Genomic DNA, 19,885 nt, shown 5'->3' with positions numbered 1-19,885 from the left:
TTCAACCGCATTCAGATTCTAAATAAATTTAAATTTTTGTTTTCAATATCCGTCTGAAAATCAGCCAAGATTTGCAATATCTTTCTGGAAATTATTCATTATTTACATCGTTTATCTCGCCAACAAGGGGCTTAAGCCCCTTGTTCCACGTGATTTCATGGCGGCAATCTCAAGATTTTGGGTGATTTGATTAATAGCCTGAAGCCCTTTTTTGTTGATTAATGGAGTGATACAGCCCTTACCTCGCTTAATAAGTACAGCAGACTGTAGGGTGAGCAATGCCCACCGACTAACAGCTTCGTATCATCTGCGATCTGACGTACCAATCGTTTGAGGTAAAGGCTGTAAGCAGATCGGTATTTGGCCTGATTTGGCTTTTTAAGCATCCTTTAGGGGCTATTCTTGGGTTTGGAATCAGCTTGAAACGGTTGCAAAATTGCTTTGGTTTCCGGGTTGTAGAGCCGTAGATAATTCCAATAATTGCCCAACACGTTTTCCACGTAACCGCGCGTTTCCGAAAAGGGAATTTGCTCCACAAATCGATCGAGATCTGCCGTGCCAAATTGCTTCACCCAGCGGTTTACATTCCCCGGCCCAGCGTTGTAGGCGGCCACGGCTAGCAAACTGTTGTTGTCATATTCCCGGTGCGTGTAGTCCAAAAACCAAGTACCGAGTTTGATGTTGTCCGGGGGATTTTCCAGGCTGTAATCCTTGAAGCCGATTTTGTTGGCCACCCATTCGCCCGTAGAAGGCAACACCTGCATTAAGCCCACGGCATTGGCGATCGAGCGGATATCACGTTCAAAGTGGGACTCTTGGCGAATTAGCCCCAACACGAGGGCCGGATTCAGGTTTTGGGCCCGGGCCCCGGCGGCGATCGGATCCCAATAGGGACGGGGATAGAGCCGCCGCCAATAGTTCAAGTCTCGGCGGGCGGCCGCAAACTGTTCCCGATCGCCCGGTTCCTCGCGCCACCGCAAATTAGCCAGGGCAAAAAGACCGGCTAAATAATCGCCATTGCCCAGTCGCAACGTGCCGTCTGTGTATTGCTCTGCAAAGGTGGGCTGGTTGCGGTTTTGGAATTCCGTTTGCCAATAGTCAAAGGCGGCGCGGTCTTGCTCCAGTTGATAGAGCGCTTGCAGGGTGGGCGATCCGGCAGGTAGGGAGGCGCGGGGGGGCGGCGGCTGCAGGGTGGGTTGCCCCGATCGAATGGTGGTGAAATCTCCGACCGGTAACCCCAACTTCACGGCCGATCGCCAGGCGTAGTAAGACTCGGGATACTGTTGCAGGGTGTGGCGGTAGGCCGCTTGGGCGGCGGCTTGGTCTCCCAACTGGGCGGCCCATTGTCCGGCCCAAAAGCTGGCCCGGGGGGCATCTTCATGCTCAGGGTTCTGTTGCACCAGGGCGATCGCCCATTGGCGGGCCGCTTGGGGGCTGGTGGCGGCGGCTTCCTCGGCCAGTTGCCAGCGCAAATCGCCGGCCGCGTCGCTGTTGCTGAAGGTTTTGAAGAGTCGATCGCGATCGGCCGTGGTGGGCTGTTGCTGATTTTTCAGGATCCGCACTCGCTCCAACAGGGCCCGAGGGGCATGGGTGGGGTTGGCCAGGGCGCGATCGAGCAGGGCCAAGCCTTCGGCCGGCGGCACTAACCGGGCCAAACGGGTCATGCCAAAGGCCGCTTCCGGAGCTTGGGGAAATTGCTGAATCAGCCGACGATAGCGGGCGATCGCCTCGGGCCGTTTGCCGCCCAGTTGGGCCCCCCGCCCGGCCCGATAGGCATGGAGGGGGCTGGGGGTGGCTTTGGCGTAGGCATCGCCGGCCTTGGCGTATTGACGACGATCCCAATAAATCCGCCCGATCGTGGCCCAATCGGCGGGGGTGATGGCGGTGGCGAACTGACTTTCTAGGGGCCCCAGATAGTTACCCACATCCCGCGCATCGGGGGCATGGCGCAATAGATATAGAAACCAATCGGGGCGATCGGGCGTTTGGGCTAACCGTTGCTTGGCCACCGCGATCGCCCGGGGATGCGATTTCCAGGGGGAATCGGCCGCCACCAGGCGATCGAGCCATTTGGGATCCTGTTGACCCAATCCATAGAGCGCTTCCGCCGTGGCCGGATCCTGGGGAAATTGCTTCAGCAGGGCTTGCCAGGTTTGGCTGGCCCCCGCCCGATCGCCCCCTTGGAGTTGTGCCTGGGCCCGCAGCGCCAACACCGGAGCCAACAGCACCGGATCATCAGCTTTTTCTAGCCACTTCAGGGCCGTTGCATGGTCTTTGACGCTCAGGGCTTCCGTGGCCAGCACATAGCGTGCGCCCGATCGAGTCAAAGGGTTGGCCGATTCCGCCAGTTCCGTCAGGGGAGGCACTTTGGGCGCTTTGGGATCCGTGGCCTCGGGACTGGGCGTTTCTTGGTGAATTCGGGCCGCGGCCACTTCGGTTAAACCTGTTGCGGGAGATTGGTTAGCCTGACGATTGGCCAACCAATCCCCCATGGGCGACAGGGCCGCGCCAACCCCCAAGGCCACCGCTCCCGCAGCGCCCAAACCCACCACCCAAGGGCGATCGCGCCACAGGTGACGTAAACCCATTGTCCAAGTTGCAAACTTCACGGCCGGCCTCGATCGCAAGACACTCTAGCCATTGTGCCGCAGTCCCTAGGCCGATGTGGGTTGGGCCACCACCTCCGCCACCGACACCACCTCGGCCCCTTGGCAAGTCGGCAAGGGTTCAATCAAGGGTTGATTCAACAACACCATGGTGGTGCTTTGGTTTTCCTGGAAACCAATCCGCTCATAAAACGCCTGTTGATTGGTGGTCATTAAATAGACTCGCTCCACCCGGCAGAGTTGCGGGTGCGCCAAAACCGTTTGCACCAATTTGCGCCCAATGCCAGCCCCTTGATAGGTGGGATGAACCACCACATCCCAAATCGTGGCCCGATAGATGCCATCGGAGGTGGCCCGGGCAAACCCAATCAACCGATCGCCATCCCAAGCGCTAATGACCGGCAAACTGTTGGCCACAGCCAATTCCACGTCCTCTCGGCGGCGATCGCGCGCCCAAAATGCCGTGTCCTGAAACAGTTGATGGAGTTGGTCAAAATCAATCTCTTCGGCGCGATCGCGAAACTGAATATGGCTGCAATCGAGAGGCATGGCAGTCGCAGGCAAACAACGACAATTGCAGTTGATGGTAAACGACCCATCCCAACTTTGGCAGCGTCCTGGCACACGGAAATGCAGCCAGGTTCGATCGGCCCAAAATTCCTTCCAAAGTTCCTTCCAAAATTATTTCCAATATCCCTTGCTCCAAAACCTGTCCCTAATCAGTCTCTAACCTGTCCCTAATCGATCCCTAATTTGTCTCTGGTAGGGTGTTGGGCAATGGCTGCCGGGAATGTATCGCCCCCCTGCCAGCGCCCGATCGGGATCAAGGGCGCGATCGGGGCAAGGAGTTAAAACCCCTTGTCTGGAATCTGGATCGGTCTTTGTCTGCACTCAATCCGAACGCCGGGATCAGCCAGCCGGGATCAGTCCTTGCCGGAATGCCTGACATATGGAGGGCGATCAGGGAAGTTTTCCCCAACTCGCCAGCAAGCACTATTGGGTTCATCACTATTTGTAAGTAAATCGCAACTAAAAAGTCCCATTTCCGACCCCTTTATTGCTATAGATCGCGTTTTCTAACAGTTGCGAATTATTTGAACCTGTGGGGATCAAACCCATTAGAATCAGATCAGTTAGCGCTAGACAACCTAGTTAGTTAACTCCCTTAACCATCGTTTCAAGTTATTTCCTTGTTTCGTAGAGGGCTACATAGATTGTGTGGCTCTGTTCGTTAACCAAAACCCTAGTGGTTTTGCTGGGCTTGTAACATGCAGCATTGTCATTGATTCTGAATCAGAATCCCCTCGGAAGTCTTAGTTGGCTAAAACAGTAATTAGCCAATTCGTTAGCCAATTAGTTAGCTCAGCTAAAGCACAGTTGGTTATCCGTCTTTCGCAGTTGGCTTTTCACGATTTTGCGGTTCGCTGTTTCTCATTGATCGTTTGATCAGTCAGTTCTTGCTTGTTTTGTGGAACTGCTGGCACCTGAAGACAGGTTTTCTCGGCTTTTCGATCTTGATGATGTTGATGGCTGGCTTGAGTTCTAATTAACTCGCTGGCTCCACTGAACATTACGGGTCACCCTTTCGATATCTCAAAGTCTCAAACATTTCGCCTCAAACATTTCTGACGACTTAGGAGGCTCCCTAATTCCTCTCTGATTGCTGTTTGATTTGGATTTGACTTGCATTTGACGACGATTGATGATGTTGGATTTTGGTTGGGCTTGGTTTGACGAGAACTGAATTCAGTAATTTTCAGTCTCAAAGATTCAGTCGGTCTGAATTCGCCTAATACCAAGCCCCCATTCCACCATCCAATTCTCAAGTATCGGCCATGAGCATGGTGATCTGAGGCTCAAAACAAGACCGGAAACGGCCATGTCGGCAACCGCTGGAGCACTGTCCTAGCAATCGCCAGCCCAAGCATTGGCCTCGATTTGGTCAAAGGATTTGGGTCGCCTGTGTCGGTTGCAAGCCTGCCCATGGCAACGTTTGTTGCTGATGTTTCTGAGGTTTTTGAACGTTTCTTGCCAGAAGCTTTCTTGTCGAAGGCTTGCTGTTGAATTCCGAACTGTTTCCATTGTCGAATTGCGTCCAATCATTTCAATTGAATTTTCAATTGAATTCTGAAGGTTCATTCCATTAGCTGAATTGGCCGAGTAAGTCGGTTGAACATTGGCGAGTTTGCTAGATCAAATCTCGAACGTCAAATCTCTAGCTTTGGTGAAAAACTGAATCCCGATCGAAGAATCCTGATCGAAATGGGATCGATATTGATCGAGTTCGGGTTGGGCCCTTGAGTCCTGCCCGAACACTAACCGAATGCTGATTGAACATTAGCTGATCAAATCGGGGCTTTAAGTCCTGAAGAATTGCTAATTGCACATTGGCTAATTGAACACTGATCAAACATTGCTTGGATAATGGATCAAAGAGCCACCCCCATGGGGTGGTTTCTTTTTGGGATGATCTGCTGGGAGATGATTTTTGGGGAATTGGCCACAGCTTAATAAGGGAGAAATTAGGAGTTAGGAGAGGTGCGATCGGGCGGCCTTGGTTGCGGCGAAGTGTCTTGGGCGATCGGTTGCACCACTTTCGCGATCGCCTGTTGCACAAACCGTTTCACAAACTGATCGCGTTGCTCTAGCTGAAACTGTTTTTTGACCACTTCGCTAATGCCGCCATCGCCCCAATCTTGATCGTGGCGAAAATATTCAATGAAACTGCGGCCGGCGATGCGGGTTAAATAGGCCGCCGTCACCGCTTGAATGGCTCGGCTGATGATGGCGGTGGCGATGTTCACCTGGAGCGCGGCCGTCAAAATTCCCATGGCTCCTTTGACGATGCCCAAGCCGGTCATGGTTTTGGCGAGGGACAGGGCCAACTCCTGCGCCCGATCGCCACTTAAGTTGCAGCCATAGACCTTGCCCAACTCCAAAATCATCTGGGCATTGACCGCCGCCGTGGCCAACAAATCCACCACCGGAATCGGTGTGACGGCCACGGCCCCCGCCCCCAGCCACTGGTAGCGATCGACCACGGCTTCGGCCTGTCGTCGTCGCTGGGCATCAATCAGTTGGCGGGCCCGATCGCTCAAGCGCTGGGCTTGCAGCAACATATTGTCTGCGATCAGTTCTTCCCCTTCTGCCCGCAACACCGCCACAATCCGCCGAATCAGGGGCATAATTTCCGGGTCGGGGGTCAGGGTTTCCCCGTTGGGCAACTGCACCGCCGCCGGCCGCGCCGCGATCGGGACAATATCCGCCGTGGGGAGCTGTTCTGCCAACCGTTCCCGCAACTTGGCCAAAATTGCCGTGCGATCGGCCTCGGGGTAGCGATCGGTTTTGTTGAAGGCCAGCAGCGATCGCTTCCCGATCGCCAATAACTGTTGCAGTGGCTCCAATTCCGACTGCTGCAAGTCGCCTTCCACCACAAAAATCAGCAAGTCCGCTTCCGCCGCCAGCCGCCGAGCTAGGCGATCGCGCTGGGTTCCCGCCACCCCTGCTTCCAAAATGCCCGGCGTGTCGGTAATCAACACGGCGCGATCGATCTCGGACAGTGCCAGGCGATAGGTTTCGCCCTCTTCTGTTGTGCCCATGGTGGGGCCGACGGTTCCGGCCACCCGTCCCAGCAGGGCATTCACCAAGGAGGTTTTGCCCGCTGACCCCGTGCCAAACACCACCAACAGCAACTCGCCCCGGGCCAAGCTGCTTTCAATTTCGCGCGATCGATCCAATAGGGCCTGCCGTGCCACCCGATCGCGAATTAAATCCACCTGGGCCCGCACGGCTTCCAGCGCCGCGCCGGCCGCTTCGGTTTTCACTTCGGAAACGGTGGGGCTGGGTTCCGGCGGAGTGGGGGGCGTTTGTCCGGTGATCGATCGCTGGGTCACCTGCCAGAGCGATCGCCAATCTTGGGGCCAATCCAGGGGCCGCACATACCGAAAAAACGCCACCAGCAGGGCCCCCAATAGGGCCAAGGTCAGCACCACGACCACCGGCCCCAAAAACGGAGCCGTCCAACTCACCTGCCAGTAGAGTTGTTGCAGGGCGCTGACGAGCCACAGCACTAGCGCCAAGATGACGCAAAGCCCCGTCAGGACAACAATAAAGCGAGTTAGGGTCACGAGAGTTGGGTGATCGCTCCACCAAATTTTGTTTCCCTAACCAATACCATCAATTTCAATGGTCATGGCCTGGGCAAAATCGAAGGGTGGCGCGATCGGGAATGTGTCAATGGCTAATCGCGTTTCGGCTGCGGCTTGCTTGCGGGCTTTGGCATAACCTTTGGCAACGGCGGTCGCCAGCCAAGGTTGGAAACTGGGGTTATCTTCCAGCAATTCTTCAATTTCGATGCGAGCATTTTGAATTGACAATTCCCAAGAGCGCGATCGTCTTTGGGGTTGGTGTTGCCACTTCAAGAGGTGGAGATACAGCCGTGCAATTTGATTAACTAATGCAGCCCGTTGCGATGCCCCCAAACCTTCGATTTCCTCAATCAAATGTTCCAGATCTAGTTCAGTGAGTTGCCCAGCTTTTAGCAGTTTCACCTGTTGCTGAATCCAGCCATAATAGTCTGATTCATAGGTGATCGAATCAGTCGCATTCATAGGGCGATCGTTGGCATTGAATACTGATTGATTAACAGTATTGTTCGTCATCACTTCTTGTTTTGCAACGATCGCCCAAGTCAGGTTTCCGTTGCACCTACACCGGCCACTACGACCTCCAAGATCGCCTAGCCCAACTTGCAACGATCGCCCAAGTCAGGTTTCCGTTGCACCTGCGTCCACCCGCCCAACAAACTGCGAGGCAGTCTTGCAACGATCGCCCAAGTCAGGTTTCCGTTGCACCCTCAGCGATCGCCGGGATGTCGTAGGTAGTGGTCGGCAACGCTTGCAACGATCGCCCAAGTCAGGTTTCCGTTGCACCTTGTTGAGGCTAATAAGTTTGACCAGGATTCACCGCTTGCAACGATCGCCCAAGTCAGGTTTCCGTTGCACCCCTTTGAGGAGGCGATCGCCTACCTGGCGGCCAAGACCTTGCAACGATCGCCCAAGTCAGGTTTCCGTTGCACCTCGAAAAAACAGGAAGGCACGGGGCACGGGGGTCTCGGTGCCTTGCAACGATCGCCCAAGTCAGGTTTCCGTTGCACCGGTGGTGAAAGAAACGGATCCTTCATCCTGTAAATCTTGCAACGATCGCCCAAGTCAGGTTTCCGTTGCACCGGCGGTTCGGCGATCAAGGCTGGCACGGAACTCCACTTGCAACGATCGCCCAAGTCAGGTTTCCGTTGCACGTACCTGTGTTCGTTGGGGGTAGTAACTACAGTTTTCTTGCAACGATCGCCCAAGTCAGGTTTCCGTTGCACTTTAAACTGTTCCCTGTTTACTTACTTAGACTTACAAGCTTGCAACGATCGCCCAAGTCAGGTTTCCGTTGCACTGACCTACTGATTACAAGACAAGAGAATGAATAGTCTTGCAACGATCGCCCAAGTCAGGTTTCCGTTGCACCCGGCAAGCTGTTGCTGCAATACCGCATGGCCGCGCGGGCTTGCAACGATCGCCCAAGTCAGGTTTCCGTTGCACCGGATTCTTCAAAGGGGGAGCCGATGCGATTGGCTAGCACTTGCAACGATCGCCCAAGTCAGGTTTCCGTTGCACGCCCGATGTCTAGTTGCCCCACAATATCCAGTCCTTGCAACGATCGCCCAAGTCAGGTTTCCGTTGCACAATCCGGGGTGGCCGGTTGATCACCGTGGGAGCCACTTGCAACGATCGCCCAAGTCAGGTTTCCGTTGCACACCTCGATCACAAAAAGTAAGCTGGACAATCGTTTCGGGCGAGTGAATCGCGAACTTGCTACGGGTATCCTATTTTTGGGTGTTGGCTAGATCGTCGTGCAATCCTTCCGATGCTGGGATTGCAGATGGGGCAAGGCTCTCGCGACTTGCGCGAACCTTTTTATCGGCCCTCACCGCCGTCTTTCCCGCTGGGCGGGGCTTTCGGGCCGATTCAGCCACCAGACCATCAGCCGTAGCTTCCGGTTCGCGCGTAATGCGTGGCAACCTATCAGCGCTCTCAGGCGGTCTACCTCCATCCCGTTTGACCGGAACAGACGGCCCTCCAAGGGGCTTGGGTCTGGCTGCGCCAACGTGCAACCGACCTGCTTTTTTCATCGCTGGACTGGTTGCCAGCGGCTTTAAAGTGTGGGGAACAATACGCCCCGAATCCGGCCAAGCCGGATTGATTGATCGTGCCAGTATGTTAGCAGATCCCACCGCATCTCGATCGCCCTGCCACCCACAAACCCGACAGCGATAAAGTCGCCCCCTTGGTTTGTGCCGCGCCCCGCAGTTGGGGCAAGTTTGGCTCGTAAAGTGTTCATGGGCCTTGTGTAGTGTTGCCCCATATTCCTCTAGTTTTTCAACCATCATTTTCTCTTGGTTGCCATACTCCCACTGAGCGTTGCGCTTCACTTGCGCCCGTCGATTCGATCCCTTTTTGCGGCCCTTGGGAATGGATCCAACATCACCTAAGTAAACCTTGCCCACCTTGTTTCCCCGCAGCCAATCCACCGCCCGCCGAGTGATCGCATGGTTGGCATATTTGAGGTTCCGGTTCACCTGGGTGGCCACCCGCTTTTGCGTTTGCCATAGCCGATGATCGCGACGGCTCCGTTTCCTCAGTCCCAACTCCTTTCGAGCCGCACTAACCATCCGCCGCGCATACTTTGTCCCTTGCCCCGGAGACTTGGCCTCCATTGCCGCCATAGTGGCTTTTTGCTCATCGGTCAAGTACTGGCGCACCTGGGCCCGGAACACCCGAGCGCGGGCCCGCTGAAGGCCTCGGAACCGGCGATCGCGCTCTCGCTTCAGCCCGCAAATTTGCCGACCCGACAGGCTAACCGACTTGCCACTATCCAGAGTCAACACCATCGCCCGAATCTGGCCCATGTCCACACCAGCCGATCGGGTCAAGTCAGGATCCGGCGCAAAGCCATCTTCACCGGCCGCCGCATAGCTGAGGTGCAGCCAAAAATCACCGGAGCCATCGCAGGTGATCGATACCTTATTAATCGAGCATCCCGCGTATCGCTTCGGGATAGGTAGCGACACCGCACCGCCAATCTGATTGCGAGTTCCCAGCATCAAAAGATTGCCGTCCCAATCCAGCTCTTGCTTATCCACTTCCCAGATCCAACCGGAGTCGAATTGGGCCGAACGAAACTGGTTTGGCATTTGGGCCGCAAAGTCGCCGCGCTTGCGCTTTGTCCAATACCCCTGAATAAAACCTCGGATCGTTTGGGTTACTCCGCTGGCCGTTTTGGCACTCACCCCATACTTGCTTCCACGTTCATCCCGATCGGGGTAGGGGTAGCGATCGCAATGGGCCTTCAGCGCATCCCAGGGTTTAAATTGCTGCCAATCTCGCCAATCCCGAACGATGTAGCCTTCTACCAGCTCACCATCGGTCAAATACTGCTGGCGATGTTTTGCGGCCGACTTGAGAGAACAAGCACGGACGGGGCCAACACCCGGAACGATCGGGTAAATCGGTGAATTGACAGCCCGCAACGCAGCAATCACGACGTTATAGCACCAGCGCTGGGCACTCATCAGCCGCCGAAGCTGGTTTTGCTGACGGCGCGACACCTTAAGCGAGATCTTGGCCGTGCGATAAATTGCTTTGGGTTTGCCCATAGGTTCTTACCCAGTTTCGTAGGTTAGGTTGAACAATCAAAACCCGACTGTCGCCAACAGGTGGGTTCGACTTTGTTTTTTAAACCCGCCATTTTCTTTGTCAGTTACTCAAAGCTACTTGCAACGATCGCCCGACTCAGTATCTTGTTGTAATTGCGATAGCCTATCTATAAAGCTAGGTTACATGCGCCTGCCGTAATTGCCCATGACCATCGAAACGCGCCTGAGCACGCTTGAGGCCCAGCTCCAGCAGCTTACGATCAACGTCACCACCTTGGCCAGCATCACCACTCAGCAATCCTTTGAGTGGAACCAACGGTTTAATCATTTGGCGGAGTTGGTGGCCAGCAATACTAAGGCGGTCGAGGGGCTAACTCGGGCCATCGAGGGACTGAGTGAGCGAGTGGATCATGTTGAGCAACGCATTGAGCAGCTTGATCAAAAGTTAACTGAGCGAGTGGATCATGTTGAGCAACGCATTGAGCGGCTCGATCAAAAACTGGAAGACCGCACTGATTCAATCCTGGCGGCGATCGACCATGGCATTCAGCAGGCGATCGCCCAAACAGTCGAGCCGCTGCAAAGCCAGATTACCGGTTTACAAACCGAGATGCAGCGGGTCATTGAAATGATTGAGGAGATGCAAAAAAGCTAGTCGCTCTGCTTGGGAATCAGATAAATTGCGCCAGAGATCATGGTTAGGGCCACAGAAATCCAAAAGAGACCGATCGCCCAAAGGGAGTAAGCATCCATCACTGGGGCTAGTAGCAGGGCGATCGCGGCAATTTGGCTGACGGTTTTCAGTTTGCCCCAGAGGTTTGCGCCGGAAATGCTGGTTTGGTTCACGCGCCAACCCGCGATCGTCAGCTCCCGCGCCAAAATCACAAAAACGCCCCAAGCCGGAATTCGTCCCAGCTCCACCAACAGCAGCAAGGGAGCCAAAACCAGCAACTTATCCACCAACGGATCCAAAAATTTGCCCAAGTCCGTCACTTGGTTCAGCTTGCGGGCCAAATATCCATCCAGCCAGTCTGTGCCCGCAGCCACCAAAAACACGCCCAGCGCCCACCAGCGATCGGCTGTGGTGGGTTCGCCGCTGAGCCACCACAACAATAGGGGCACTGCTGCCAACCGCGACACGGTGATCCAAGTGGGCAAATTCACGGCTATTTCTCCAATGCTTGAACAACACTTTTAGCGCGATCGGGTCGGAAAGGCTAGCGATCGCGCCAAAAGTCAGCCCGAAGTCAGTTCAGAATTGATTATTCATGGAGTGGTGATCTTGAGTAATGGTTTTGAGCTAATCCTGAGCTGCTTTTGAGATCTCCAGGAGGGCGATCGGGGTTGATTGCAGTCTATTCAAACGTTAAGGGTTGCAGGTCGATCGACTTTCGATAAATGAGATTGGAGGCATATTCTAGGTAGCGTGTGGCGGCGGTTTCTAGGCGATCAATGCTGGCTTTCATTTGGGCAACGTCATTCGGTGTGGGTTGACAGGTTTTGCTCCGCACACAGTCGGTGACGCGGAGGGTCGATCGTTCCGCGATCGCAAAAAATCCTGCCAAGCTTTTGGGATTTTGTAAGTTAAGATCCTGGGTTTCGTTGCCGGTGCGTAACAGCTCTTTCATGCCCGGAGCTAAGAGTAAATTCGCCTTGCTTTGGTGCAGTGGTAAGTCCATGTACCACTTGTTGCGGCCCTCCCTAAAGGCGGCCCAAACCTTTTCTAACTCCTCTGGGTTGGCCGGTGTGGTGCTTGATAGCAATAGCTCCAGTTCGCGCAAGTTCCAAAGGTGCAGGCTGACGGAATTGGAAAGCCTATCCATGAATTTTTGGGCTTCGTCCAATTGGCGCTTTTCGTATTCAAACTGGGATTGTCTGCGCCAATTTTGATCTTGATACCACTGGGTGAGCAATCCACCAACCAGAGTGGTCAGCACAAAGCCAATGATGAGGCGTGATAGGTCAGAGTTTAATGATTGCCAAACTTTTTCGCGATCCATGGTGCATGAATGATTGATTGGGTTATGAATTCGATAATTTGATAATCCATTGATAAATCATGGGGCGATTAATCGTCATCAATCAAAACCCTCACCCTAAATCCCTCTCCCAGGTCGGGAGAGGGACTTGGCAACCAGCAACGAAATCGCCGTAATTCCCGATTGCTGGCTTCCTTTGGCCCTCCTTGGGAGGAGGGGTTGGGGGATGAGGGTTTTGAGCTGATTCGCGCAAGAGGTCTATTGATCGTGTTGATCGTGTGATTAGCTTGCGTGGTTTAATCGTGCGATTAGATCGTGCGATTAGATTGTGTGGTTAACAATGGCTTGCTGACGGGCAACGGTGAGCAGACCATCGGCCAGGCTGGCTCCATTCACTCCCAAAATCGATCGCTCCTGCACGGCTTGAATACCTGCTTGGGCGTGCCACCAGGCGGCCGTAGCGGCCCAGTAGCCCCAATCGGTGAGGGTGGTGGGGCGAGCTTGGGCGACCAATCCTCCCAGTAATCCGGCCAAAACATCGCCGCTGCCACCCCGAGCTAAACCGGGGGTGCTTTCGGGTACCATCCAGCTTTGGCCGCCGGGTTCGGCCACCACGGTGCGGGCCCCTTTCAACAGGACGATCGCCCCGGTTTGTTGGGCCGCCCGTTGGGCCAGTTCCAGTCGATCGCTGGTTTGGGCAACCAAGTTGGGAAACAGCCGCTGAAATTCTCCCCAGTGGGGGGTGAGAACGACGGGGCCTTGGCGATCGCGCCAGCCCAGTTGGGCCAGGGCGTTCAAGCCGTCCGCATCCAACACCAAGGGCCGATCGCTCTCCCAGACCGCTTGCACAATCGGGGTGGCTTCTCGGGTGAGGCCACAACCACAGGCGATCGCATCGTAGCGGGCGAGATCTAGATCAACGCGGGCAATTTTGCCCATATCCGTTTCGGGACAGGCCACTACGAGGGCTTCGGGAATTTGGGCCACCAACCAAGGTTTGAGACTGGCGGGCACGGCAACGGTTAACATGCCCACGCCGCTCGATCGGGCCCCCAAGGCGGCCAGGAACGCGGCTCCCATATAAACAGCGGAACCCGCCACCACTAGCAAGTGACCTTGCTCGTATTTGTGGGTGGCGGGCGATCGGTTCAGGGGTAATTGGGCGAGGTGGGCGGTGATTCGGTTCAGTTGGGGGTCTGGGCCCAGGATGGCTTGAATGTCGGCTAGGGGCAGGTCAAAGTCAATCAGTTCCGCTTGACCGACCCAATCCAGGGCCCGATCGAGCAGAAGACCCCGTTTCCAGAGGCCCAAACAGAGGGTGAGGGTCGATCGAATGGCTTTACCCAAGACTGCGCCGCTGTCGGTGTGGAGGCCGGAGGGAAGGTCAATGCTAACGATCGGTTTGCCGCTGTTGTTTACTTGCTCGATCGCCTCGGCCAAGGCTCCCTCGATCGGCCGTTCCAACCCAAAGCCAAACAACCCATCCACCAGCCAATCGGCCGCCAAAACGGGGGCTAGATCAGGGCTGACCTCAATGCCTAAGCTGGCGGCGTATTGGGCATGGCGATCGGTCAGTTCCTTGCGTCGCTCAAAGGGCAAGTAAACGGAAACTTGATAGCCGCGCAGGTGCAACTCCCGGGCCACCACCAGAGCATCGCCGCCGTTGTGGCCAGGGCCGGCCAAAATTCCCACCCGGGGCCCTTGGGCGATCGAGCGCCAAGCCAGGACTCGCTGGGTAATGAGTCCGGCCACTTTTTCCATCAAGGCTGCGACGGGCATTCCCGCCGCAAACACCCGAGACTCGATCGCCTGCATTTGGGCCGCCGTGACGACGTAGCGATCGCGCATTTCCCCCATTGGCCCGTTTGACGGTTGCACACCAAGCCTCCTCAAAACCATGCCTTCTCAAAACCACGGAGCAGGGCCGGCCAACTCATGCCAGACCCGATCGTACAGGATCGAGCGGCTAGGGATAGCGCAGGCTCAATCCTGTTAATAAATGGCTTTGCTGCAAAAAATTGGCCCCATCGGGTATTTTGCGCCAAGAATCCCGGTTTTAGGGCAAATTTCGGGGCTGACGTTGGTGCTGGGTGTTTTGGGTCGGCTCTAGGGGCTGATGCTATTGACCATCGCCTGATGCGTCATGGTTGGCCTGTTGCGCTTCTTTAATCATGTCTACCAAAACATGATGGGCGGCCTTGGCATCGGCCAAAGGCGCTTTGAATTCGATGCGCAGGGGCTGGAGATGGCCATCCACTTCCACAGCTAAGTCCATGCCCACTGAATCGATCGACCGCATTCGGGCGCTGGTGGCCGTCGTGATCTGGCCGAAATATTGGGCATAGACCAACACCGCGTCGGCGTGGTCATCGTTCATATGCTTACAGATGCGATCGCTCACTTGGGTCGTGAACGGATTTTCGGGGGTTGTGGTTACCGAGTCGCTCATGGTTCTGATCTGAATGGTTTTAAATCGATTAGCCCGAAACCCACAATCTGCCGTTAGCAGATCGGAGGGGACAAGGGGCTTAGGGGCTGTTGTCAAATCGCCTGAAACCCTGATTTTGCCGTTAGCGGATCGTGGGGGGCAAGGGGCTTAAGCCCCTTGTTACGACAGTTGAGGTAGGGAAAATCAACTGTTAGCAGATCGGAGGGGACAAGGGGCTTAGGGGCTGTTGTCAAATCGCCTGAAACCCTGATTTTGCCGTTAGCGGATCGTGGGGGGCAAGGGGCTTAAGCCCCTTGTTACGACAGTTGAGGTAGGGAAAATCAACTGCTTCAGCCTCGCATCGAGAGACATGCAGCTTGCCTCCAGGAAACAACGACGGGCCCTAAGAGGATGTCTGAGAAGTATCTTGCAGTACGGGCTAAAGGTTAATTGTCGTGGGGGGCAAGGGGCTTAAGCCCCTTGTCTACATCGATCGCTGGGGCGTACAGAGTAGCAATTTTGGTTTTTCAGACATCCATCCTCTAAGCCCTTTGTCTTTGTCCTCGCCAGGCTTTTCCTATTCAACCATTTCTGCCACCACGTCTCGGAGGGTTTGGGTCAGCGATCGGGGTTGCCAGCCCAGCTCTTGGCGGGCTTTGGTAGCATCCACTCGCACGCAGCGATCGTAGATGTAGCGCACTCGCTCGCGGCTGAGGGGGGGTTGCCAGCGAAATAGCCGCCCGATCGGGTCAAGAATCGTCCCCAAAATTCGCACCAACCAAGCGGGCACTTCTTTGGGGGGAGGGATTTCAGCCGTCTCGCCCACCATCCGAAACATTTCTCGGGTGGGACATTCTCCAGCCGAGAGGATATACCAGCCGCCCGCTGTGCCCCGTTCGGCCGCCAAAATCATGCCCGCCACCAAATCGTCCACATGCACAATCCCGGTGGGGCGATCGCCCCCGACCCAGAAGGGCAGTTTTCCGCGCAAAAACTGGCGCAGGACGGGGCCAAAGTGTGGATCGTCGCCACCAAAAATGCCGGAGGGCATGACGCTGATGGCGGCCAGTCCGTTTTCGGCCGCGCGATCAACCAGCACTTGGGCTTCATATTTGGTGTGGTCGTAGGCGGAATCAAACTGAGCTTGCACCCGCTGGAACGTTTCGTCCACCACCTGGCCAAAGGTGTGGCCAAACACCCCGATCGTGCTGCAATAAACCAACCGTTTCACCCCAGCGGCCTGGGCCGCCGCCAGCACCTGGCGGGTTCCTTCCACGTTGGTTTGCCACATTTTTTCGCTGTCCACCAGGCCCAATTCCACATAGGCCGCCGTGTGAAACACCCAGTCCGCTTCGGCCATTCCCTGGGCCAGAGCAGCGGGCTGCTGAAGGTCGCCTTCAATGATTTCAATGGGCAGGCCGGCCAGGCGCGATCGATCCGCCCGGGGCCGCACCAGGGCCACCACCCGATCGCCCCGTTGCACCAGGGCCCGCACCAAATGAGACCCGGTAAATCCCGTTGCACCGGTCACAAATACCCGCACGATCGCCCCCTTTCTAGCCCAATGGTGTGGATTTGCGATTTTCGAGCCACAGGGACACGGCCACCACCAGCCCGATCGCCAGCAGCGCCACCCAGGTGAACTGACTGGCCCAGCTCATCAGGGTTTCCAAGGACACCAACCGCCCGCAGAAGTAGGCCGCTGTGACCGTGACTCCGGCCCAAACGGCGGCCCCGGCTGCGTTATAGGCTAAAAATTTGCCATAGGGCATTTCCACCAAGCCGGCCATCGGGCCCGCAAAAATCCGCAGCAGGGCCACGAACCGGCCCCAAAACACAGCCTTACCGGCATTGTTGCTAAATTGCTCGCGAGCGCCTTCCAGCTTCTCTTCGCCAATCCGAAAGAGTTTGCCCAACCGCACCAACAGCGACCAACCGCCCCAGCGGCCCAGCCAGTAACCCAGGTTGTCGCCCAAAATTGCGCCGCCGATGGCTGTTCCCAGAACGCCGCCATAGCTCAGTTCGCCACTGCCCGCCAAAAAACCGCCCACAAGGGTGATGGTTTCGCCCGGCAGGGGGATACCGGCGTTTTCCAGGGCAATTCCCAGGAATACGGCCCAGTAGCCATATTCTTGCGCGAGCGCTTCGATAGTTTCGAGCGTGATCAGCTCGGGAATCAAAGCGAGCATGGAGGAGGATAGGGGTGGTGTAAAACTTTGTTAACTCATTCTAAACGGCGGGTTGGCGATCGCGGCCATGGAGTGACGAAGTTTTGGGTGGTTGGGGCGAATTGGCACCCGATCGCCCGGGGCCGGCAATTCAAAATAGCCAGTGATAGCCAAGTCAGGGCAGCCAGTTCAAGACAGCCAATTCAGGACAGCAACCAACGCATGGAACCAGCGCATTACTCGGAACGGGATTCAGAGCCGCAGGGAATGCGATCGCCCCGGCCCTATTTGGATGCGATCGCCTATGGCCAGGCCCTGAGCGCTTTGGTGATTACCTGTGTGGATTTGTTGTTCTGCGAGGGCGATCGACGGCTTTTGGGCTTTCGACGACGGCCGCCGCGAGTGGGTTGGTGGTTGGTGGGCGGGCGGATGTTTCCGGGCGAAAGTCCCCACAGCAGCGCCATCCGCAAAGCCAGGGAAGAAGCTGGCCTAGAAATTTTGCCCAACCAGTTGCAGTGGATTGGGGCCTATTCCACGGAATTTGCGGAGCGATCACAGCCACCGGCCGAGGAAGGGTTGCACAGTGTGAATCTAACCTTTGCCGTGAGGCTGACGGCGGCCCAGGCGGCCCAGGTACAACTCAGTGAGGATGAATATTCTGAATGGGCTTGGGTGCGATCGGGTGAGTTGCCCCAGTGGGTGACGGGCAATGGGCCGATGGATGAAGCCCTATTGGCGATCGGGCGGGCTTACGATCGGTTGGGCAGTAATTTAATGGGCAACGGTTCGATCGATCTTGATTCAGATCGAGATCGATCCGATGAAAGGCCTGATTGAGATTTCGATTAACTTCTAATTTCGATCAATATATTGAAGTCCATTCCAATTGCCGACCTTGATTCGGAATCCCCAACGTGATCCAGAGAGCCATCCAGCGAGCAATCCGAACCATCATCCAACGTCGATCGAGGCGATCGGCGGGACGACGCTGGCCATTGGGGGCGATCGTCCTGGGGCTGATCCTCTGGTTGGGGGCCAGCAGTCCCCTGAATGCTCAGGCTCCGGCCGGCTCGACCCTGGAAACCAACTGGGCCAATAGCCTCATTCAGCCTTGGGCTGCTCCTTGGGTGGGCGCTGAGGCCGATCGCCCCCAGGCCGCATGGATTGAATTTGATGGGCGGCCAGTGTTTCAGATTGCAGCCACGCCCAAAGAATTGGCCCGGCGCACCGCCACCATCACCACCCAGTTACAGGGAGCGGGCGATCGGTTCCTCAGCGACCCTAAGGGATCGTTAGCGGTCACCATTGAACTCAGCGCCCCCGCCACCCCGGCCCCCAATGCGGCAGTTCCCGGCCCTGGGTCGGCTCCCACCGTTGCTGCTCCTGTGGCCCCCGCTGCAACCTTGCCCGCTGCGGCTTTGGTTGATGCGCCTCGAATTTTGGTCAATGGTCGCTACATCATGACGGTGACGGCCCTGGATGCGGGAACCCAGCTCACCCAGCCCCGAATCTATGCCACTTCCGTGAAAACGGCCATTGAGGAATCCTTGCAACAGGCCCGGGCCGATCGACAACCGGCGGCCTTGGGGCAACAGGTGCGATCGAGCTTGGCCATTTGGTTAGTGGCCTTGGGGGCCCATTTGATGTTGGGTTGGGGTCTGCAACGGCTCGATCGACTCAGCCACAGCACCCCGCCCGTTGACCCGAAACCCAACGACAGTTTTCCCCTGGCCGCTTGGTTGCAACGCCAGCGCCGAGATCATTGGCTGGCGATCGGGCGGATCTTGATTCAAATTGCCCAGCCTTCCGTATGGGCCGCTGCCAGTTTGTGGGTGTTGGGCAACTTCCCCGCCACCCGCTGGCTCCAGGCCCGAATCTTTGATGCCCTTGAGGCCTATCTCAAGCTGGGTTTGGCCACCCTGGTCACCTACATTGCAATTTTGTTGAGCTACATCGCCGTCGATCGGGCAACGGCGATCCTCACGGCCGGAACCCAAATTGCTCCCCGCACTCGCCCCCGTTTGCAACAGCGCGTCCTCACCCTATCCAGCATTCTCAAAAGTTTCCTGACCGTGTTGCTGGTCATTTTGGGGGCGATCGTCGGCCTGGCTGGCATTGGCGTAGATGTGGGGCCACTGATTGCCGGGGCGGGGTTAATTGGGGTGGCCCTGTCGCTGGCTTCCCAAAACCTAATTAAGGATGCCATTAACGGGTTTTTGATTTTGGCGGAGGATCAATTTTCCGTGGGCGACGCGATCGCGGTGGGCAACCTGACCGGTCGGGTGGAGGCGCTCACCCTGCGGGTCACGAAGCTACGGGATGCAGAACAGCGGCTGATTGTGATTCCCAACAGCGAAATCCGCACGGTGGCCAACCTGTCCAACCACTATTCCCAAGCGGATTTACGAATCCCGATCGCCTATGGAGCCGACTTGGATCAAGCCCTGGCAATTTTGAATCAGCTCAGTGATGATCTGGCGGCGGATCCGCAGTGGTCAGAAATTTTGCTCGATCGTCCCCAAGTGTTGGGGATTGATGAGTTTTCCGCCAGTGGTTCCATGGTGCGGGTTTGGATTCGCACCACTCCCTTGCAACAGTGGGGCGCGGCTCGAGAATTTCGGCGGCGCGTGGCGATCGCCTTTAATGCGGCCCAAATTGGCTTGATGGGGCAAACCGATCCACCTGCTCCGATCGTGCCTTTGGAAATGGAGGACAACGGGGCGCGCGATCGAGCAGAGGAGCGCGACAATGCTGAGCGCGACACCCTGGCCCAACAGTCCCAGTCCCGAAACCCAGACCCCGCAACCAACACAACCACAACGACCAAATCACCGAAGTCCGACAGTAACGGCCAGGGCGCTCACCATGCCCACGCTCCCCGCGATCGGGATGGCGGCGACTCGGCCCCGATCGCGGATGGAATGACCGCTTCTGCGCCCAATCCGGGGGCCGATCTGGAGGCGGGCCCGATCGACCCGTCGGCAAAACCCAGCTAGCTA

The 19,885-nt window shown here is 56.3% G+C and carries 14 protein-coding genes and 1 CRISPR repeat array; of the genes, 3 read left to right on the top strand and 11 right to left on the bottom strand.

From position 1 onward, the window contains the following. Positions 1-389 precede the first annotated feature (389 nt). The 5 genes from AC2IAX_RS01500 to AC2IAX_RS01480 form a co-directional block, all read right to left on the bottom strand. Positions 390-2,609, bottom strand: a complete 2,220-nt coding sequence (locus tag AC2IAX_RS01500) for a lytic transglycosylase domain-containing protein (RefSeq protein WP_494389012.1) — start codon at positions 2,607-2,609, stop codon at positions 390-392. A gap of 45 nt (positions 2,610-2,654) precedes the next feature. Then, positions 2,655-3,155, bottom strand: a complete 501-nt coding sequence (locus AC2IAX_RS01495) for a GNAT family N-acetyltransferase (RefSeq protein ID WP_494389011.1) — start codon at positions 3,153-3,155, stop codon at positions 2,655-2,657. A gap of 1,973 nt (positions 3,156-5,128) precedes the next feature. Further along, complete coding sequence (locus AC2IAX_RS01490; protein WP_494389010.1) at positions 5,129-6,733, bottom strand: YcjF family protein; 1,605 nt, start codon at positions 6,731-6,733, stop codon at positions 5,129-5,131. Positions 6,734-6,769: 36 nt separating this feature from the next. Next, entirely contained in the window at positions 6,770-7,216 is a 447-nt protein-coding gene (locus AC2IAX_RS01485) for a DUF29 domain-containing protein (RefSeq protein WP_494389009.1), read from the bottom strand. 61 nt (positions 7,217-7,277) lie between these two features. Next, a CRISPR array of direct repeats spans positions 7,278-8,412; the repeat unit is 36 nt; unit sequence CTTGCAACGATCGCCCAAGTCAGGTTTCCGTTGCAC. Positions 8,413-8,481: 69 nt separating this feature from the next. Beyond that, positions 8,482-10,311: a zinc ribbon domain-containing protein gene (locus AC2IAX_RS01480; protein ID WP_494389008.1), complete on the bottom strand. Its 1,830-nt coding sequence runs from the start codon at positions 10,309-10,311 to the stop codon at positions 8,482-8,484. A 205-nt stretch (positions 10,312-10,516) separates the two neighbouring features. On the opposite strand from AC2IAX_RS01480, the gene AC2IAX_RS01475 reads away from it, so the two are divergent. Beyond that, a complete protein-coding gene (locus AC2IAX_RS01475; protein WP_494389007.1) occupies positions 10,517-10,966 on the top strand; it encodes a hypothetical protein in 450 nt (149 codons plus the stop codon). On the opposite strand, the gene pgsA is transcribed toward AC2IAX_RS01475, so the two are convergent. The 6 genes from pgsA to AC2IAX_RS01445 all read right to left on the bottom strand — a co-directional run bounded on the left by pgsA (position 10,963) and on the right by AC2IAX_RS01445 (position 16,907). Then, complete coding sequence (pgsA, locus tag AC2IAX_RS01470; RefSeq protein ID WP_494389006.1) at positions 10,963-11,475, bottom strand: CDP-diacylglycerol--glycerol-3-phosphate 3-phosphatidyltransferase; 513 nt, start codon at positions 11,473-11,475, stop codon at positions 10,963-10,965. The genes AC2IAX_RS01475 and pgsA overlap by 4 nt on opposite strands. A 191-nt stretch (positions 11,476-11,666) precedes the next feature. After that, positions 11,667-12,248 (bottom strand): hypothetical protein, encoded by a 582-nt coding sequence (locus AC2IAX_RS01465; protein ID WP_494389005.1) that lies wholly within the window; start codon positions 12,246-12,248, stop codon positions 11,667-11,669. Positions 12,249-12,611: 363 nt separating this feature from the next. Next, positions 12,612-14,147, bottom strand: a complete 1,536-nt coding sequence (locus AC2IAX_RS01460; RefSeq protein ID WP_494390460.1) for an NAD(P)H-hydrate dehydratase — start codon at positions 14,145-14,147, stop codon at positions 12,612-12,614. 262 nt (positions 14,148-14,409) lie between these two features. Further along, positions 14,410-14,739 (bottom strand): DUF2470 domain-containing protein, encoded by a 330-nt coding sequence (locus AC2IAX_RS01455; protein ID WP_494389004.1) that lies wholly within the window; start codon positions 14,737-14,739, stop codon positions 14,410-14,412. A gap of 556 nt (positions 14,740-15,295) precedes the next feature. Next, the gene (locus AC2IAX_RS01450; RefSeq protein WP_494389003.1) at positions 15,296-16,261 is read right to left on the bottom strand and encodes an NAD-dependent epimerase/dehydratase family protein; all 966 of its coding nucleotides are present in this window, start codon (positions 16,259-16,261) and stop codon (positions 15,296-15,298) included. A gap of 13 nt (positions 16,262-16,274) precedes the next feature. Then, positions 16,275-16,907 (bottom strand): DedA family protein, encoded by a 633-nt coding sequence (locus tag AC2IAX_RS01445; protein ID WP_190355983.1) that lies wholly within the window; start codon positions 16,905-16,907, stop codon positions 16,275-16,277. A 27-nt stretch (positions 16,908-16,934) separates the two neighbouring features. Here AC2IAX_RS01445 and AC2IAX_RS01440 point away from each other — a divergent pair, with 27 nt between their 5' ends. Both AC2IAX_RS01440 and AC2IAX_RS01435 read left to right on the top strand, forming a co-directional pair. Continuing rightward, positions 16,935-17,723, top strand: coding sequence for an NUDIX domain-containing protein (locus tag AC2IAX_RS01440; RefSeq protein ID WP_494389002.1), 789 nt, complete (start codon positions 16,935-16,937; stop codon positions 17,721-17,723). 77 nt (positions 17,724-17,800) lie between these two features. Further along, positions 17,801-19,882 carry a mechanosensitive ion channel family protein gene (locus AC2IAX_RS01435; RefSeq protein WP_494389001.1) on the top strand — a complete coding sequence of 694 codons (2,082 nt, stop codon included), beginning with the start codon at positions 17,801-17,803 and terminating at the stop codon, positions 19,880-19,882. The last annotated feature ends 3 nt before the right edge of the window (positions 19,883-19,885 follow it).

Source organism: Limnothrix sp. HT2024 (genome assembly GCF_059138625.1).
This window is presented reverse-complemented; position numbering and strand designations above follow the sequence as displayed.

Excerpts from the sequence above, each read along its gene's own strand:
- AC2IAX_RS01495 (WP_494389011.1), bottom strand. The coding sequence starts at position 3,155 with ATGCCTCTCGATTGCAGCCATATTCAGTTTCGCGATCGCGCCGAAGAG.
- AC2IAX_RS01485 (WP_494389009.1), bottom strand. The coding sequence starts at position 7,216 with ATGAATGCGACTGATTCGATCACCTATGAATCAGACTATTATGGCTGG.
- AC2IAX_RS01480 (WP_494389008.1), bottom strand. The coding sequence starts at position 10,311 with ATGGGCAAACCCAAAGCAATTTATCGCACGGCCAAGATCTCGCTTAAG.
- AC2IAX_RS01475 (WP_494389007.1), top strand. The coding sequence starts at position 10,517 with ATGACCATCGAAACGCGCCTGAGCACGCTTGAGGCCCAGCTCCAGCAG.
- AC2IAX_RS01460 (WP_494390460.1), bottom strand. The coding sequence starts at position 14,147 with ATGGGGGAAATGCGCGATCGCTACGTCGTCACGGCGGCCCAAATGCAG.
- AC2IAX_RS01455 (WP_494389004.1), bottom strand. The coding sequence starts at position 14,739 with ATGAGCGACTCGGTAACCACAACCCCCGAAAATCCGTTCACGACCCAA.
- AC2IAX_RS01445 (WP_190355983.1), bottom strand. The coding sequence starts at position 16,907 with ATGCTCGCTTTGATTCCCGAGCTGATCACGCTCGAAACTATCGAAGCG.